We start from the raw sequence: 16,391 nt of genomic DNA on the forward strand, positions 1-16,391 counted from the left end.
CACAGCGCCCGGCGCCGGTATGCTCGTCCGCGGGCCGTGACTGGCGCGTTCAAGATGGATGACCATCGGGGAGCGGTCCCACCCACCGGGGTGACTGCCGTGCGCCTGGGCCTCATCACCTGTGATAGGGAGGTCCGATGTCTGAGCTGAACGCCGAATCGACCGCTTTCCGCGCCGCGCTGGACGCTGTGCGCGCCGTCGAGCCCCGGATCGCCGACGCGATCGCGAAGGAGCTGCACGATCAGCGGGAGTCCCTCAAGCTGATCGCGTCCGAGAACTACGCGTCCCCTGCCGTGCTGCTCGCGATGGGCAACTGGCTCTCCGACAAGTACGCCGAGGGCACCATCGGCCGCCGCTTCTACGCCGGCTGCCAGAACGTCGACACCGTCGAGTCGGTCGCCGTCGAGCACGCCAAGGCCCTGTTCGGCGCGCCGTACGCGTACGTGCAGCCGCACTCCGGCATCGACGCCAACCTGGTCGCGTACTGGGCGGTGCTCGCCGACCGGGTGGAGGCGCCGGCGCTGGCCAAGGCGCAGAAGCGCAACGTCAACGACCTCACCGACGCCGAATGGGCCGAGCTGCGCCAGGCCTTCGGCAACCAGCGGATGCTCGGCATGTCGCTGGACGCGGGCGGCCACCTCACCCACGGCTTCCGCCCCAACATCTCCGGCAAGATGTTCGACCAGCGCAGCTACGGCGTCGACCCCGCCACCGGCCAGATCGACTACGCCGCCCTGCGCGAGTCGGCGCGCGAGTTCAAGCCGTTGATCATCGTCGGTGGCTACTCGGCGTACCCCCGCAAGGTGAACTTCCGCATCATGCGGGAGATCGCCGACGAGGTGGGCGCGACCTTCATGGTCGACATGGCGCACTTCGCGGGCCTGGTCGCCGGCAAGGTCTTCACCGGCGACTTCAACCCGATCGAGCACGCCCACATCGTCACCACGACCACCCACAAGAGCCTGCGCGGCCCCCGCGGTGGCGCGGTGTTCTGCCAGCCCGAGCTCGCCGACCAGGTCGACCGCGGCTGCCCGATGGTCCTCGGCGGCCCGCTCGGCCACGTCATGGCCGCCAAGGCGATCGCGTTCGCCGAGGCCCGCCGGCCGGAGTTCGCCGACTACGCCCAGCGCATCGTCGCCAACAGCCAGGCCCTCGCCGAAGGCCTGATCAAGCGTGGCGCGACGGTGGTCAGCGGCGGCACCGACAACCACCTCGTCCTGATCGACGTCGACAAGTACGGCCTGACCGGCCGCCAGGCGGAGCAGGCGCTGCTGGACAGCGGCATCGTCACCAACCGCAACGCGATCCCGCAGGACCCGAACGGCGCCTGGTACACCTCCGGCATCCGGGTCGGCACCCCGGCGCTCACGACCCGCGGCCTCGGCACGGCGGAGATGGACCAGATCGCCGAGCTGATGCACACGGTCCTGTCGCAGACGAAGGCCGGCGCGTCGAAGGCCAAGTTCGACCTGGACCCGGCCGTCGCCGACCGGGTCAGCAAGCAGGCGAGCGAGCTGCTCGGCGGGTTCCCGCTCTATCCCAGCGTCGACCTCGGCGTCTGACACTCCCGGCAGGATGGGCCCGGCTCCGGCCGGGCCCATCCCGTTCGTTCGTCGAACGTCGCTCGCCCGGTTGTGTTCGGGCAGGGCTCTCCTGTTCGTCCGTCGAACGTCGTTCGCGCCTGGTGTGTTCGGCGGGCAGACCTGCGCCCATCCCGTTCGTTCGTCGAACGTTGTTCGTGCCCGCTCTGTTCGGCAGGCGAGGTCGGGCCCACTCCGTTCGTTCGTCGAATGTTGTTCGCAGCGTTGTGTGTTCGGCAGGCGACGCCTCGGCCCGTTGTGTCTGTTTCAGCACGTGCCGCGGCGGGTACCCGGCCACGATGAGCGAGCACCTTGCCGCCTCGCTGGAGACGGTGCACACGTTCGACAACGGCCCGATGCCCACCGGCGTCAGCGTGTCGGCCGGCGGCCGGATCTTCGTGAACTTCCCCAGGTGGGGCGACGAGGTCGTCTTCACCGTCGGCGAGCTGCGCGACGGTGCCGTCGTCGCGTACCCCGACCAGGCGCACAACAGCCCGTCCGGCAACGACGACCCCCGGGCGTTCGTGTCCGTGCAGAGCGTCGTCGTCGACCCGAAGAACCGGCTGTGGGTTCTCGACACCGGCGCGCCGATGTTCCAGGACACCGAGGTCGGCGGTCCCAAGCTTGTCTGCATCGACCTCGCCACCGACACCGTGGTGCACACGATCTGCTTCGACCGCACGTCGGTGCTGCCCACGACATACTTGAACGACGTGCGCTTCGACCTGCGGCGCAAGGTCGCGTACATCACCGACTCGTCCGACCGGGGCCCGAACGGCATCATCGTGGTCGACCTGCCCAGCGGTACGGCTTGGCGGCGCCTGCACGACCACCCGTCCACCAAGGCGCAACGGCCGCCGGACCTCCTGCCGGTGGTCGAGGGCAACCCGTTCCTGGAACGCCCCGAGGACGGCCCGCCCGAGCCGGTCACCATGGGCACGGACGGCATCGCCATCGCGGCGGACGGCTCGCGGCTCTACTACTGCCCGCTGATGTCCCGCCACTGGTACAGCGTCTCCACCGACGCCCTGGTCGACCGCGAGCTCAGCGACGACGAGGTGGCCGCGACCGTGGTCGACGAGGGTGACAAGGGCGGGGTCGGCGACGGCCTCGAGACGGACGACAAGGGCCGCTTCTACCTGACGAACGCCGAACACAACGCCATCCTGCGGCGCCTGCCCGACGGAACGATCGAGACGCTCGTGCACGACCCGCGCCTGCTCTGGCCGGACACGATGTCAGTGACGGACGGATACCTGTACGTCACGGCCAACCAGCTGCACCGGCAGGCTCCTTACCAGCAGGGCCGGGACAAGCGCCGCTACCCCTACTCGCTCTTCCGGATTGCGATCGACGCAGGGCCCGTCCGGTTGGCCTGAGCTGCACTTCCCAGCTGCCGGAGGCGCCGGATCCGTCGGGCTGTCCCTGTCTGGTTCGCCGGTCCGGGGTCACCAGCTGCTGCGGGCGCTGGATCCGTCGGGCTGTCCCTGTCTGGTTGGCCGATCCCGGCTCACCAGCTGCCGGAGGCGCGGACCTGCCCCTGTCTGATTGGCCGATCCGGGCTCACCAGCTGCCGGAGGCGCCGGATCCGTCGGAGCTGCCCCCGCCGAAGCTCGAACCGGAGTCGAAGCCGGAGCTCGACGAGCCGAAGCTCGAGCTCGACGAATCGAAGCCGGAGTTCGACGTGCTGCCGGTGTCGAAACCGCCGGCCATCCACGTCGTGTGGTGCGCCGGGTTGTGGTGGCCGGGGGAGGACCAGCCCCGGGTACGGGCAGCGGACGCGCCCGAGCCCGCCGAACCGCCGGCAGCGCGGGCGATGAAGACCACGACCAGGCCGACCAGGACCAACGCCCCGACGGCGACCACTCCGATCGACACGGAACCGTCGCCGTCATCGAAGTCGCTGTCGTCGAACCCGCCGGCGAAGAACTCGCCGTCCGAGCCGCCGTCGAAGTCACCGCCCGAATCGGTGTCGGAGGAGAGGCCGCCGGAGCTGCTGCCGGAGGAAAGGCCGGAGCTGCTGCCGGAGGAAAGGCCGGAGGAGACGCCGGAACCGCTACCTGAGTCTTCGCCGCCGTCCGCGGAGTCCGGTTCCGCATTGGGCGCCGACGCAGCCAGCGACTCCAGCCGCGCGTTCGCGGGGATGCGGTGGCCGAGTGTCCGGCGTACCTCGTCGAGACCGGCGAGGATGCCCTGCGGGTACTGCTCGTCGGTGAACGGCGGGGTGATGACGTCGTCGACGATCCGCTGGGCCTCGTCGTCGGTGAGCCGGTCACCAAGGCCGCGCCCGGTCTCCAGGCGTACGTGGTGGTCGTCGATCGCCACGACGAGCAGGACGCCGTTGTTCTCGTCCTTCTTGCCGACGCCCCAGGTGTTGAAGAGCCCGGTGCTCCAGTCCTCGATGCTGTCGTCGCCCGTGGTCGGCACCACGGCGACCGCGATCTCGTCGGAGGCGGCCTTCTCGTCGCGGAGCAGGATTGCCGTGATCTTCTTGCACAGCGGAGCGCCCAGCACGCCGGTCTGGTCAACACACCGGCCAGTGGCCCGGGGATAGGCGGGCGCCGCCTGGGCCGGGGACGCCATGCCCACCAGGGCGGCCGCGAGCAGAACCGCCGCCGGCACCGACACTCGTGATCTCATGACGCTCAATATGAGGCACGGCGTCAACGAAGGATGCCCTGGTCAGCGTTATGTGCGTCACTGCCACGGCCGATCAGCGGCGAGGCAGCCGGTGCAGGACCAGGTCCTCGAGCCTCCCGGACGCGATCGTCGCGGTCATGTACGTGCAGTGAGGCTGCCGTCGCCGGTCCGTGGGGGAGCCGGGGTTCAGCAGGCGCAGTCCGCCCGGCGCCGTGGTGTCCCAGGGGATGTGGGAGTGGCCGAACACCAGGACGTCCGTGTCCGGGAAGGCCGCCGCGCAGCGCTGGTCGCGGCCTTTCGCGTCGCCGGTCTCGTGGATCACCGCCAGCCGGATGCCGTCGAGGGTGGCGCGGGCGATCTCCGGTAGCCGGGCGCGCAGCTCCGGCCCGTCGTTGTTGCCGTAGCAGGCGACCAGGCGGCGGGAGCGGGCCTCCAGCTCGTCGAGCATGCCGGCCGAGACCCAGTCGCCGGCGTGGATGACCACGTCTGCCTCGTCGACCGCGCCCCACAGTTCGGGTGGAAGGTCGCGCGCTCGTTTCGGGACGTGGGTGTCGGTCATCAGGACCAGCCGCATGAAGCCACTGTAGGCGGTCGCGATCGCTGGGAAGCGCTTCCCCGTTCTCCCCCGCTGCCCGGATTGCCGCGAAGGCCCGTCCTTCTCGAAGCAGCCGATTCGGGCGCGTCGATGTAGGCGGAAAAACGTTATTCGGCGGGACCGTCGACGGTCGCGCCGCAATCCGGTAGAAGCTGGGGGCGATGCGAGTTTTCCCAGGTGGATGGCGAGGTATGCGCTCGACAGTGGACGTTCGAGGGTGTTGAGGATACCGGCACGCGCGGGCGGGGACCGGGTCAGGTCCACCCGGACGGCGGAACCGGTTCCGGAACCGCTGTCGTAACCCTTCGGCCGAACCTTTGACACATCGCCGTAACGAACTTAGCGTCCACAGGACGGGAAGCGCTCTCCCACGATCGCTTGCCGCAGGAGCATTCCCCGGCTCCGCCCTCGCCGCGCGAACCCGGCTCCGTTTCCCGCGGCGAGGCCTATCGGACGCGAACCCCGCGCGTTCGACCCTGAAGGACGAGGAGAAGTCATGACCGTCCCCACAGCCATCCCCCGATCTCGCCGCCGGTGGCGCCTCGGTGCCGCCGGCGGCCTGGTCGTCGCGGTCGTCATGGCGTTCGGCGCGTTCACGACGCTGAACGCTCAGGCCGCCGAGACGCTGCTCTCACAGGGCAAGCCCGCCACCGCGTCCTCGTCGGAGAACCCGGGCGTCTTCCCGGCTTCGGCCGCGGTCGACGGCAACACCGGTACCCGGTGGTCGTCCGCCTTCCAGGACCCGCAGACGCTCGACGTCGACCTCGGCGCCAGCTCGACGATCACCCGGGTCGAGCTGAACTGGGAGGCCGCGTACGCGAAGACCTTCAAGATCCAGACCTCTGACAACGGCTCGACCTGGACGGACGCCAGCCCGGCGCTCACCGGCCTGCTCGGCGTCCAGAGCGTGACCGTCAACGCCACCGCCCGGTACGTGCGCATGCTCGGCACCGCGCGGGCGACCGGCTACGGCTACTCGCTGTGGGAGTTCAAGGTCTTCGGCGGCACCCCGACCGACCCCACCACCCCGCCGACCGGGCCGACCGTCCCGCCGGGCGGCAGCCTCGGCAACAACGTCATCGTCTTCGACCCGTCGATGTCGTCCGCCTCGATCCAGAGCAAGGCCGACGCCATCTTCCGGGAGATGGAGTCGAACCAGTTCGGCCTGCAGCGGTACGTCCTGGCCTTCAAGCCGGGCACCTACAACGGCCTGAACATCCAGGTCGGCTTCTACACCTCGGTGATCGGCCTCGGCCAGAACCCGCAGGACGTGCGGATCAACGGTGACATCACCGTCGACGCCGGCTGGTTCCAGGGCAACGCCACCCAGAACTTCTGGCGTTCGGTGGAGAACATCTCCGTGTACCCGGTGAACGGCGCCGACCGGTGGGCCGTCTCGCAGGCCGCGCCGTTCCGCCGCATGGACATACACGGCGACCTCAACCTCGCCCCCAACGGGTACGGCTGGGCGTCCGGCGGCTACATCGCCGACTCCCGCATCAGCGGCTCGGAGCAGCAGTACTCGCAGCAGCAGTGGTTCACCCGCAACAGCCAGATCGGCTCGAGCCTGAACGCGGTGTGGAACCAGGCCTTCGTCGGCGTGCAGGGCGCTCCCGCCTCGAGCTTCCCGAACCCGCCGTACACCACGATCGGCACCACGCCGGTCATCCGGGAGAAGCCCTACCTCTACCAGGCCGGCGGCCAGTACGCGGTGTTCGTGCCGAACCTGCAGCAGAACGCCTCGGGCGCGACCTGGATCAACGGGAACACCCCGGGTACCAGCCTCCCGCTGAGCCAGTTCTACGTCGCCAAGCCCGGTGACTCGGCCGCCACGATCAACCAGGCGCTCGCCCAGGGTCTGAACCTGATCTTCCAGCCGGGCGTCTACCACGTGAACCAGACGATCAACGTGACCCGCGCCAACACCGTCGTGCTCGGCCTGGGCTACGCGACGATCATCCCGGACGGTGGCGTCACGCCGATGCAGGTGGCCGACGTGGACGGTGTGAAGGTCGCCGGCCTGCTCTTCGACGCCGGCACCACCAACTCGGCGAACCTGCTGGTCGTCGGCCCGAACGGGTCCTCGGCCAACCACGCCGGCAACCCGACCACCGTGCAGGACGTGTTCTTCCGGATCGGCGGGTCGATCGCCGGCAAGGCCACCAACAGCCTGCTGGTGAACAGCAACAACACGATCATCGACCACATCTGGGCGTGGCGCGCCGACCACGGCAACGCCGGCACGTACGGCTGGACGGTCAACACCGCCGACACCGGCCTGATCGTGAACGGTCAGAACGTGACGGCGTACGGCCTGTTCGTCGAGCACTACCAGAAGTACGAGGTCATCTGGAACGGCAACGGTGGACGGACGTACTTCCTGCAGAACGAACAGCCGTACGACCCGCCGTCGAACGCCGCATGGCGAACGGGTGCGAACGGGTACGCCGCGTACAAGGTGGCGGACAACGTCACGAGCCACGAGGCGTGGGCGATGGGCAGCTACTGCTACTTCAACGTCAACCCGCAGGTGCACTCGGACCGTGGCTTCGAGGTGCCGGTCAACGGCGGCGTGCGGCTGCACAACATCTTCACGGTCTCGCTGGGTGGCAACGGGGTCATTGACCACGTCGTCAACAACACCGGCGGGGCGGCACAGGGCACGGCGACCGTACCGGTGACGGTCACCAACTTCCCGTAGGCGGCAGCTCTCCGGAACCGCGCGGGATCAGCATCGTCGGGATGCTGATCTCGCGTGGTTCTTCTTCGTGCCCGTCGATGCGCTCGAAGAGCGCGCGCGCCGCGGCCCGGCCCATCGCGGCCGGGTCCTGGGCGACCACGGTGACGGGAGGTTCGAGCAGGTCGGCGAGGGGGAAGTCGTCGAAGCCGACGAGCGCGACCCGGCGGTGCAGCCGTAGCCGGCGCAGCGCCCGGACGGCGCCGATCGTGATGAGGTTCTGGGCGGTGAACAGCGCGGTCGGTGGGTCCGGGAGCCGCAGCAGGGCGGGCGTCGCGGCCTGCACGTCCGGTCCCGGTTCGACGGCCTCGCACGTCGGCAGGCCGGCCTCGCGCATCGCGTCGCGGTAGCCGAGCCGGCGGCTGCGCGCGGTGGCGATCCTCGGGGCGTCGGCCAGGAAAGCGATCCGGCGGTGCCCGTGCGCGATCAGGTGCCGGACGGCTTCGGCGGCGCCGGCGCGGTTCGTGGCCAGCACGGTGTCGCCGCGGTAGCCGGCGGCCGGCCGGTCGACGAACACGACGGGGATGCCGGGCTGCAGCTCGCGCGCCAGGTAGCCCTGATCAGGAGCGGTCGGAGCGACGATGAGCCCGTCGGCGTTGCGGCGGGCGAACGCCCCCGCGAGGTCACGTTCGCGGGCCGGGTCCTCGTCGAGGCTGCCGGTCAGCACGTGGACGCCGCGGGCGTGCGCCTCGTCCTCCACCGCCCGGTGCAGGGCCGCGGAGAACGGGTTGCTCACGTCCTCGAGCAGCAGCCCGATGGTCCGGGTGCGCCGGTCGTTGCGCCGCAGCATGGTCGCCCCCAGGTTCGGGCGGTAGCCGAGCAGGGCGACGGCGGCCCGGACGCGGGCGGCCAGCTCGGGGTCGACGGTGCGCTCGCCGTTGACCACCCGGGACACGGTCTTGAGGCTGACGCCCGCACTGCGCGCGACGTCGTTCATCGTGGGCCGCCCCATCGATCCCCCTGAAGATGATCACTGATTGCAACGAACCGGCAACTAATTGTTGACAGTCGATCCCCCGAGTCGTCTACTGCAAGACAACGTTGTCTCTGGATTCCTGCTAAATCGATTTGGAGGAGACATGCGTGGATCAACGCTGATCAGGCGAGGGCGACTGGGCCCCGCACTGGCCGCCACGGCGCTGCTGCTCGGGACGGCGGCGTGCGGTGGCGACGACAGTGGCGGATCGGGCGGTGGCCAGATCGTCGGCCTGATCACCAAGACCGACACGAACCCCTTCTTCGTCAAGATGAAGGAGGGCGCGCAGAAGGCCGCGACGGAGCAAGGTCTGAAGCTCCAGTCGTTCGCCGGCAAGCAGGACGGGGACAACGAGGCCCAGGTGCAGGCGATCGAGAACCTCATCTCCTCGGGCGCCAAGGGCATCCTGATCACCCCCAGCGACTCCAAGGCCATCGTGCCGTCGATAGACAAGGCCAAGCAGCAGAACATGCTGGTCGTCGCCCTGGACACGCCGACCGATCCGGCGAACGCCGTCGACGCCACCTTCGCCACCGACAACTACCAGGCCGGCAAGCTCATCGGACAATGGGCGAAGGCGAAGTTCGACAAGGAAGGCAAGCAGGCGAAGATCGCCATGCTGGACCTCAACGCCAACCAGGTCTCCGTCGACGTCAAGCGGGACCAGGGCTTCCTCGACGGGTTCGGCGTCCAGGTCGGCGACCCCAACCGGATCGGCGACGAGAACGACCCGCGGATCGCCGGGCACGACGTCACCGACGGCGCCGAGGACGGCGGCCGTACGGCGATGGAGAACCTGCTGCAGAAGGACCCGTCGATCAACCTGGTCTACACCATCAACGAGCCCGCGGCGGCGGGCGCGTACCAGGCGCTCAAGGCGGCCGGCAAGGACAAGAACGTCACCATCGTCTCCATCGACGGCGGCTGCCCCGGCGTCGACAACGTCCAGAAGGGCGTCATCGGCGCGACCTCCATGCAGTTCCCGCTGAAGATGGCCGAGCTGGGTGTCGAGGCGGTCGCCAAGTACGCCAAGAACGGCGAGAAGCCGCAGGCGACCCAGGGCAAGGACTTCGTCGACACGGGGACCGAGTTGATCACCGACCAGCCGCAGTCCGGCGTGGCGTCCAAGGACACCGCGTGGGGCAAGCAGAACTGCTGGGGCTGACATGGCGACCGCAACCGAAAGCGCCGCCGACTTCGAGGTCGGTCGGCACGACTCGCTCGGGCTGCGCGTCCAGCATGTCCTGCACGGCAACCCGGTCCTCGGCCCGCTCGCCGTCCTGGTCGTGGCGATCATCGCCTTCTCGATCGTCAACACGCGCTTCTTCTCGGCGGCGAACCTGTCGCTGGTGCTGGCCCAGGTGACCGTCATCGCGACGCTCGCCCTCGGCCAGACGCTGGTCATCCTGACCGCCGGCATCGACCTGGCGGCCGGCGCCATCGCGGTCTTCTCCTCGGTCCTGATGGCGAACTTCTGCACCAAGCTCGGCATGCCCGGCATCGTGGCGCTGGTCCTCGGCTTCGCCTGCGGTACGGCCATGGGCGCGCTGAACGGCTTCCTCGTGACCCGGATCAAGCTCCCGCCGTTCATCGTCACGCTGGGCACGCTGACGATCTTCTTCTCGCTCAACGCGGTGGTGTCCAAGAGCGAGACGGTACGCGGCTCCGACATGCCCTCCCTCATGACGTGGACGGGCACCACGATCCCGATCGGCGGGTTCCGGCTGACCTACGGGTCGATCATCATGCTGCTGCTCTTCGCGTACTTCTACTACGCGCTGCGTTCCACGGCGTGGGGCAAGCACGTGTACGCGACCGGTGACGACATCGAGGCCGCGCGGCTCGCGGGTATCCGTACCAATAGGGTCTTGTTCTCGGTGTACACGATCGCCGGTTTGCTCTACGCCGTCGGCGGCTGGATCCTCATCGGCCGGCTCGCGTCGGCCAGCCCCAACGTCGGCGTGGACTACAACCTCGACTCGATCACGGCTGTGGTGCTCGGCGGCACCAGCCTCTTCGGCGGCCGCGGCGGCGTCCTGGGCACCCTCATCGGCGCCCTCATCGTCGGCGTCTTCCGCAACGGCCTGCAGCTCGCCGGCGTCGAGGTGGTCTGGCAGGGCTTCGCCATCGGCCTGCTCGTCCTCGTGGCCGTCTCCCTCGACCAGTGGATCAGGAAGGTCAAGTCATGACCGACTGCACCGCAGCGAAGCAAGGGCCAGGAGGGCATGACATGGAGGTGCTGTCGTGAACGGCGCGACCCCTGTCCTGCAAGCTCGCGGGCTCACCAAACGGTACGGCCGCGTGGTCGCCATCGACGGCAGCGACCTCGAGCTCTACCCCGGCGAGATCCTCGCGGTCATCGGCGACAACGGCGCCGGCAAGTCGAGCCTGATCAAGGCGCTCTCCGGGGCGCTGATCCCGGACAGCGGCGAGATCCACCTCGACGGCAGGCCGGTGCACTTCCGCAACCCGATGGAGGCCCGCGAGGCCGGGATCGAGACGGTGTACCAGACCCTGGCCGTGGCGCCGGGCCTCGACATCGCCGACAACCTGTTCCTGGGCCGGGAGCAGCGGAAGTCCGGCCCCCTCGGCTCGGTGTTCCGGATGCTCGACCGTGGGCACATGCGCTCGGAGGCCCGCCGGCACATGTCCGAGCTGGGCATCGGCACCCTGCAGAACATCGGCCAGGCGGTCGAGTCGCTCTCCGGCGGCCAGCGGCAGGCGGTGGCGGTGGCCCGGTCGGCGGCCTTCGGCAGCAAGGTGGTGATCCTCGACGAGCCGACGGCGGCGCTCGGCGTCAAGGAGGGCAACCGCGTCCTGCAGCTGATCCGGGACGTCCGAGACCGCGGCCTTCCGGTGATCCTGATCAGCCACAACATGCCGCACGTCTTCGAGGTGGCGGACCGGATCCACATCCAGCGGCTGGGCCGCCGGGCCACCGTCATCACCCCGAAGTCCCACTCCATGTCGGAGGCGGTCGCCATCATGACCGGCGCCGCCCCGCCGCCCCCGCACGCCGCTTGAGAAGGGTGTCTCGCGGGCCGGCAAGCCCGCGAGACATCTCACGCGCCCCAGCCGGCCGCGGGCGCTCTGACCCTATTGGCGGGCATCACGGCGTCGCCGTAACCCCGCAGGCGGCAACACGTCCGCCAAGGGCACGCAAGCGGATCCGGCCACGGGCGCACCCGTCGAGCTGCTCTGGGTGAAGGGATCGGGGGTGACCTCGGCACCCTGACCGAGTCCGGCCTCGCGGTGCTGCCGGCTCACCGCCGATGCCTGCGGGCTGCCCGTCCTCGCCGGTCCGGTCGAGGCCACCGCCCTGGGTAACGTGCTCGTCCAGGCATGCGCGGCCGGCGCGATCCGCGGCGACCTCTCGGCGATGCGGGCGCTTCTGCGGGAGACTCAACAGATCGTGCGCTACGAGCCGCGCGGCGACGAGGCCGCGTGGCGGGCGGCCGAGCGCCGGGTGGGGAGGCTGACGTGCGGATAGCGCTCTTCGTGACATGCCTGGCCGACACGCTGTTCCCGGCGGCGGCCAAGGCCACCGTCCGGCTCCTGGAACGCCTCGGCCACGAGGTGACCTTCCCGGCGGACCAGACCTGCTGCGGCCAGATGCACATCAACACCGGCTATCAGAGGGATGCGCTGGCATTGGTACGCCGCCACGTGCGCACCTTCGCCGCGTACGAGGCCGTGGTGGCTCCCTCGGGATCCTGCGTCGGATCGGTGCGCCACCAGCACGCCATGGTGGCCCGGGCGGCGGGGGACGCGTCGCTGGCGGCCCGGGCCGAGGACGTGGCCTCGCGGACGTACGAGCTGTCCGAGCTGCTGGTCGACGTGCTCGGCGTCGGGGACGTCGGCGCGTGGTACCCGCACCGGGTCACGTACCACCCGACCTGCCATTCGCTGCGGATGCTGCGCGTCGGCGACAAGCCCCTGCGGCTGCTGCGCCACGTCCGCGGGCTCGAGCTCGTCGACCTGCCGGCGGCCGAACAGTGCTGCGGCTTCGGCGGCACCTTCGCGCTGAAGAACGCCGCCACCTCCACGGCGATGCTCGCCGACAAGATGCGCCACGTGATGGAGACCGGAGCGGAGGTCTGTACGGCCGGCGACTCCTCCTGCCTCATGCACATCGGCGGCGGACTGTCCCGGATGGACGCCGGGGTACGCACGGTCCACCTCGCCGAGATCCTCGCCGCCACGGAGGAGGCCTGATGAGCCGTACGTTCCTCGGGATGCCGGCGACCGCCCCACGCGGGGTGGGCAACCTGCGCGGCGACGAGCCCTTCCCGCAAGCCGCTCGCAAGGCACTCGGCGACGACCAGCTGCGCCGCAACCTCGGCCACGCCACCACGACCATCCGCCGCAAGTCCGGCTCCGTCGTCGCCGAGCTGCCCGACTGGCAGGAGCTGCGCGCGGCCGGCTCCGCGCTCAAGGCCGCCACCATGGCGCGCCTGCCCGAGCTGCTCGAACAGCTCGAGGCGAAGGTGACCGCGGCGGGTGGGGTGGTGCACTGGGCCGCCGACGCCCATGAGGCCAACCGGATCGTCACCGACCTGGTCCGGGCCACCGGCCACGACCGGGTCATCAAGGTGAAGTCGATGGCCACCCAGGAGATCGGCCTCAACGAGGCGCTCGAGGCCGCCGGGATCGCGCCGGTCGAGACGGACCTCGCCGAGCTGATCGTGCAGCTCGGGCACGACAAGCCGAGCCACATCCTGGTGCCGGCGATCCACCGCAACCGCGCGGAGATCCGCGAGATCTTCCTGCGGGCGATGCCGGGCGTCGACCCGGCGCTCACCGACGATCCGGCGACGCTCGCCGCGGCGGCCCGCCGATATCTGCGCGAGACGTTCCTGAGCACGAAGGTCGCGGTGTCGGGCGCCAACTTCGCCGTCGCCGAGACCGGCACCCTCGCCGTGCTGGAGTCGGAGGGCAACGGGCGGATGTGCCTGACCCTGCCGGACACCCTGATCACCGTCATGGGCATCGAGAAGGTGGTGCCGGCGTGGCGTGACCTCGAGGTGTTCCTGCAGCTGCTGCCGCGGGCGTCGACCGGGGAACGGATGAACCCGTACACGTCGATGTGGACCGGTGTCACCCCGGGTGACGGGCCGCAGAACTTCCACCTGGTGCTGCTCGACAACGGGCGTACCGCGGTGCTGGCCGACGAGGTGGGGCGGCAGGCGCTGCACTGTATCCGCTGTTCCGCGTGCCTCAACGTGTGCCCGGTCTACGAGCGCACGGGCGGGCACGCGTACGGGTCGGTGTATCCCGGCCCGATCGGAGCCGTGCTGTCCCCGCAGCTCACGGGGGTGGCGGACAACGCCTCCCTGCCGTACGCGTCCTCGCTCTGCGGCGCCTGCTTCGACGCCTGCCCCGTGAAGATCGACATACCGTCCATCCTGGTCCACCTGCGGAACCAGGCGCCACATCCGCGGAGCGAGCGCATGGCGATGGCCGCCGCGGCGTACACGATGGACCGTCCGGCCCTGTACGCCCGCGCCCAGCATGCGGCGAAGCTGACCCGGCGGGTCACACATCTGCCGCCACCGCTGAACGGCTGGACGGCGAGCCGCGACCTGCCGGACCCGCCGCCGGAGACCTTCCGCGACTGGTGGGCCGCGCGATGAGCAGCCGGGACCTCATCCTGGGCCGGATCCGGGCCGCGCTCGGCGACACCGCGGTGCCCGACGTCCCGCGCGCCTACCGGCCGGCCGGTAGCCTGCCTGCCGATCTGGACCTGCTGGTCGATCGGCTCGTGGACTACAAGGCGGTGGTCCACCGCGGCCGGGCCGTCGCGGCGGTCGTCGCGTCGCTGCACCCGGGCCGGCTCGTGGTGCCGCCGGGCATCGACCCGTCCTGGCTGCCGCCGGGGATCGAGGTGGTCGAGGACGAGCACGACGCCGACGCCGTCCTGACCGCGGCGACCGTGGCGGTGGCCGAGACCGGCACCATCGTGCTCGACGGCTCCGCCGACCAGGGGCGCCGGGTCATCTCGCTCCTGCCCGACCTGCACATCTGCGTCGTACGCCCGGACCAGGTCGTCGCCGCGGTGCCCGACGCGATCGCCCGCCTGGACCCGGGTCGGCCGTTGACCTGGATCAGCGGCCCGTCGGCGACCAGCGACATCGAGCTCAACCGGGTGGAGGGCGTCCACGGGCCCCGGCGCCTGCACGTCATTCTCGCCGACGTGGCGTGAAGGGTGTGGCCAGGCCCGGAATGCCGCTAGGCTGACGGTCGATCCTCTGGGGGGAGGTCTCGATGACCGAATGCCCGCGCGCGGAGGAGCTCGTCGAGGCGCAGACCGAGCTGACCGTCACCACCGTCGTGCAGACGCCGGACTATGCCCGGCTGTGCTGCGCCGGGGAGATCGACCAGTCGACCGCGGTCGTGCTCGCCGCCGCGCTGTCGGACGCCGTCCCCGGCCGCCGCCGCGTCGAGGTGGACCTGGCCGACGTCACCTTCATGGACTCGTCCGGCATCAACGTCCTGGTGCAGCACCGGATCCCGGGCTGCGACCTGGTGCTCGCCGACGTCCCGCCCCGGATCCGCCGGGTACTGGAGATCACCGCGCTGGACCACATCTTCTGCCCGTGACCACGATCGGGTTTCTCCACACCGCCGAGACCCACACCCGAACCTTCCAGGCGCTCATGCGTGAGCTCTCGCCCGGCCGGGCAGACGTCCACGTCGTCGACGAGAGCCTGCTCGCCGAGGCCCGCGAGCGCGGGGTCGACGAGGACGTCCGGCGCCGGCTGCTGGCCCGGCTGCGGGAGGTGGCCGCCGCGGGCGCCGATCTCGTGGTCTGCACCTGCTCGACGCTGAGCGGGCACGCCGAGCAGCTGAGCGACGAGGTCGGCGTGCCGGTGCTGCGCGTCGACCGGCCGATGGCGGAGGCCGCCGCGGCGGCGGGACGCCGGATCGCCGTCGTGGCGACGGTGGCCTCGACCTTGGCACCGACCCGGGAGCTGCTGACCTCGTGCGCCGCGCCCGGAACAGAGATCGTCGAGGCCCTCTGCGCGGACGCCTGGCCGCTGTTCGAGGCGGGAGACCTCGACGGGTACGCCCGCAGCATCGCGGATCACGCCCGCACCCTCGACGCCGACGTCATCGTGCTGGCGCAGGCGAGCGCGGCGCCCGCCCAGCTCCTCCTCGCGGACCTGGGCAAGCCCGTGTTCAGCAGTCCCCGAATCGCGGTGGAGCGTGCTACACAGTTGTGTAGTAACCTACACATGTGAGTAGCTCGACGGACCTGACCGCCCGCGCCCGCATCCGGGAGGCGGCGATCGCCCTCTTCGCCGAGCGTGGCATCGGCGCCGCGACCATCCGCGACATCGCCGACGCGGCCGGGGTCTCCTCCGGCCTGCTGCGACACCACTTCGGGTCCAAGGAAGGGCTGCGCGACGCCTGCGACGACTACGTCATGGCCGAGCTGGCCCGCATCCGCGCCCCCTACCTCGACGGGAGGGGGTTCGGCGAGCAGGGGCTGCTCGACGCGATCCAGGCCGCCCCGCTGGTGCTGCAGACGTACATGGTCCGGTCGACGATGGACGGTTCGCCGACCGGCACGAAGATGTTCGAGCGGATGGTCGACGAGGGCGAGCGCTGGCTGGCGACCGCGCCCCTCAAGTCCGCCGACCCGCGGGCGTACGCGGCCGTCCTCGTCGCCCTCAAGATGGGCATGTACCTGCTGCGCGACCAGATCTCCGAGGCGATCGGGGCGGACACCCGCACCCCGGCCGGCCAGGCCCGGATGTTCCGGGCGGCCGTCGAGATCTTCGCCCAGCCGATGCTCTCCGCCGACCTCGCCGACCAGGCGTACGCCGTCCTGGACCGGCTCATCTCATCTCAGGAGTAGCG

At 70.3% G+C, this 16,391-nt stretch carries 16 protein-coding genes and 1 riboswitch; of the genes, 13 read left to right on the top strand and 3 right to left on the bottom strand.

The window, feature by feature from the left end; genetic code table 11:
* Positions 1 to 26 precede the first annotated feature (26 nt).
* Positions 27 to 118: riboswitch (ZMP/ZTP riboswitch) on the top strand.
* Between the two features lie 19 nt (positions 119 to 137).
* Positions 138 to 1,562 carry a glycine hydroxymethyltransferase gene (locus AB0J80_RS34530; RefSeq protein ID WP_364713552.1) on the top strand — a complete coding sequence of 475 codons (1,425 nt, stop codon included), beginning with the start codon at positions 138 to 140 and terminating at the stop codon, positions 1,560 to 1,562.
* 317 nt (positions 1,563 to 1,879) lie between these two features.
* On the top strand, positions 1,880 to 2,959 hold the full coding sequence (locus AB0J80_RS34535; RefSeq protein ID WP_364713554.1) for an L-dopachrome tautomerase-related protein: 1,080 nt from the start codon (positions 1,880 to 1,882) through the stop codon (positions 2,957 to 2,959).
* 184 nt (positions 2,960 to 3,143) lie between these two features.
* On the opposite strand, the gene AB0J80_RS34540 is transcribed toward AB0J80_RS34535, so the two are convergent.
* Both AB0J80_RS34540 and AB0J80_RS34545 read right to left on the bottom strand, forming a co-directional pair.
* A complete protein-coding gene (locus tag AB0J80_RS34540) occupies positions 3,144 to 4,220 on the bottom strand; it encodes a TPM domain-containing protein (RefSeq protein ID WP_364713555.1) in 1,077 nt (358 codons plus the stop codon).
* A gap of 73 nt (positions 4,221 to 4,293) precedes the next feature.
* Positions 4,294 to 4,794: a metallophosphoesterase gene (locus tag AB0J80_RS34545; RefSeq protein ID WP_364713556.1), complete on the bottom strand. Its 501-nt coding sequence runs from the start codon at positions 4,792 to 4,794 to the stop codon at positions 4,294 to 4,296.
* Between the two features lie 517 nt (positions 4,795 to 5,311).
* Between AB0J80_RS34545 and AB0J80_RS34550 the strand changes: the two genes are divergently transcribed.
* The gene (locus tag AB0J80_RS34550; RefSeq protein WP_364713557.1) at positions 5,312 to 7,516 is read left to right on the top strand and encodes a discoidin domain-containing protein; all 2,205 of its coding nucleotides are present in this window, start codon (positions 5,312 to 5,314) and stop codon (positions 7,514 to 7,516) included.
* On the opposite strand, the gene AB0J80_RS34555 is transcribed toward AB0J80_RS34550, so the two are convergent.
* The gene (locus tag AB0J80_RS34555) at positions 7,500 to 8,489 is read right to left on the bottom strand and encodes a LacI family DNA-binding transcriptional regulator (RefSeq protein ID WP_364713558.1); all 990 of its coding nucleotides are present in this window, start codon (positions 8,487 to 8,489) and stop codon (positions 7,500 to 7,502) included. The genes AB0J80_RS34550 and AB0J80_RS34555 overlap by 17 nt on opposite strands.
* Positions 8,490 to 8,631: 142 nt before the next feature.
* Here AB0J80_RS34555 and AB0J80_RS34560 point away from each other — a divergent pair, with 142 nt between their 5' ends.
* The 10 genes from AB0J80_RS34560 to AB0J80_RS34605 all read left to right on the top strand — a co-directional run bounded on the left by AB0J80_RS34560 (position 8,632) and on the right by AB0J80_RS34605 (position 16,389).
* Entirely contained in the window at positions 8,632 to 9,693 is a 1,062-nt protein-coding gene (locus AB0J80_RS34560; protein ID WP_364713560.1) for a sugar ABC transporter substrate-binding protein, read from the top strand.
* A gap of 1 nt (position 9,694) precedes the next feature.
* Positions 9,695 to 10,717, top strand: coding sequence for an ABC transporter permease (locus tag AB0J80_RS34565; RefSeq protein WP_364713561.1), 1,023 nt, complete (start codon positions 9,695 to 9,697; stop codon positions 10,715 to 10,717).
* Positions 10,718 to 10,772: 55 nt separating this feature from the next.
* Positions 10,773 to 11,552 (top strand): ATP-binding cassette domain-containing protein, encoded by a 780-nt coding sequence (locus AB0J80_RS34570; protein WP_364713563.1) that lies wholly within the window; start codon positions 10,773 to 10,775, stop codon positions 11,550 to 11,552.
* A 304-nt stretch (positions 11,553 to 11,856) separates the two neighbouring features.
* Positions 11,857 to 12,018 (top strand): hypothetical protein, encoded by a 162-nt coding sequence (locus AB0J80_RS34575; protein WP_364713564.1) that lies wholly within the window; start codon positions 11,857 to 11,859, stop codon positions 12,016 to 12,018.
* A complete protein-coding gene (locus AB0J80_RS34580; RefSeq protein ID WP_364713566.1) occupies positions 12,009 to 12,743 on the top strand; it encodes a (Fe-S)-binding protein in 735 nt (244 codons plus the stop codon). Before AB0J80_RS34575 ends, AB0J80_RS34580 begins: the two co-directional genes overlap by 10 nt.
* Positions 12,743 to 14,161, top strand: a complete 1,419-nt coding sequence (locus AB0J80_RS34585; RefSeq protein ID WP_364713568.1) for a lactate utilization protein B — start codon at positions 12,743 to 12,745, stop codon at positions 14,159 to 14,161. The genes AB0J80_RS34580 and AB0J80_RS34585 overlap by 1 nt, the downstream gene beginning before the upstream one ends.
* The gene (locus AB0J80_RS34590; RefSeq protein WP_364713569.1) at positions 14,158 to 14,730 is read left to right on the top strand and encodes an LUD domain-containing protein; all 573 of its coding nucleotides are present in this window, start codon (positions 14,158 to 14,160) and stop codon (positions 14,728 to 14,730) included. Before AB0J80_RS34585 ends, AB0J80_RS34590 begins: the two co-directional genes overlap by 4 nt.
* A 62-nt stretch (positions 14,731 to 14,792) precedes the next feature.
* Positions 14,793 to 15,128 (top strand): STAS domain-containing protein, encoded by a 336-nt coding sequence (locus tag AB0J80_RS34595; RefSeq protein ID WP_364713571.1) that lies wholly within the window; start codon positions 14,793 to 14,795, stop codon positions 15,126 to 15,128.
* Positions 15,125 to 15,769 (top strand): aspartate/glutamate racemase family protein, encoded by a 645-nt coding sequence (locus AB0J80_RS34600; protein ID WP_364713572.1) that lies wholly within the window; start codon positions 15,125 to 15,127, stop codon positions 15,767 to 15,769. Before AB0J80_RS34595 ends, AB0J80_RS34600 begins: the two co-directional genes overlap by 4 nt.
* The gene (locus AB0J80_RS34605) at positions 15,766 to 16,389 is read left to right on the top strand and encodes a TetR family transcriptional regulator (RefSeq protein ID WP_364713574.1); all 624 of its coding nucleotides are present in this window, start codon (positions 15,766 to 15,768) and stop codon (positions 16,387 to 16,389) included. Before AB0J80_RS34600 ends, AB0J80_RS34605 begins: the two co-directional genes overlap by 4 nt.
* The last annotated feature ends 2 nt before the right edge of the window (positions 16,390 to 16,391 follow it).

Origin of the sequence: Actinoplanes sp. NPDC049548 (assembly GCF_040676695.1) — a bacterium.
GTDB lineage: Bacteria > Actinomycetota > Actinomycetes > Mycobacteriales > Micromonosporaceae > Actinoplanes.

What these genes read in the sequence shown, in the direction of transcription:
- AB0J80_RS34555 (WP_364713558.1), bottom strand. Translation starts at nt 8,489, where the DNA reads ATGAACGACGTCGCGCGCAGTGCGGGCGTCAGCCTCAAGACCGTGTCC.
- AB0J80_RS34540 (WP_364713555.1), bottom strand. Translation starts at nt 4,220, where the DNA reads ATGAGATCACGAGTGTCGGTGCCGGCGGCGGTTCTGCTCGCGGCCGCC.
- AB0J80_RS34590 (WP_364713569.1), top strand. Translation starts at nt 14,158, where the DNA reads ATGAGCAGCCGGGACCTCATCCTGGGCCGGATCCGGGCCGCGCTCGGC.
- AB0J80_RS34545 (WP_364713556.1), bottom strand. Translation starts at nt 4,794, where the DNA reads ATGCGGCTGGTCCTGATGACCGACACCCACGTCCCGAAACGAGCGCGC.
- AB0J80_RS34535 (WP_364713554.1), top strand. Translation starts at nt 1,880, where the DNA reads ATGAGCGAGCACCTTGCCGCCTCGCTGGAGACGGTGCACACGTTCGAC.
- AB0J80_RS34585 (WP_364713568.1), top strand. Translation starts at nt 12,743, where the DNA reads ATGAGCCGTACGTTCCTCGGGATGCCGGCGACCGCCCCACGCGGGGTG.
- AB0J80_RS34550 (WP_364713557.1), top strand. Translation starts at nt 5,312, where the DNA reads ATGACCGTCCCCACAGCCATCCCCCGATCTCGCCGCCGGTGGCGCCTC.
- AB0J80_RS34560 (WP_364713560.1), top strand. Translation starts at nt 8,632, where the DNA reads ATGCGTGGATCAACGCTGATCAGGCGAGGGCGACTGGGCCCCGCACTG.
- AB0J80_RS34595 (WP_364713571.1), top strand. Translation starts at nt 14,793, where the DNA reads ATGACCGAATGCCCGCGCGCGGAGGAGCTCGTCGAGGCGCAGACCGAG.
- AB0J80_RS34565 (WP_364713561.1), top strand. Translation starts at nt 9,695, where the DNA reads ATGGCGACCGCAACCGAAAGCGCCGCCGACTTCGAGGTCGGTCGGCAC.
- AB0J80_RS34530 (WP_364713552.1), top strand. Translation starts at nt 138, where the DNA reads ATGTCTGAGCTGAACGCCGAATCGACCGCTTTCCGCGCCGCGCTGGAC.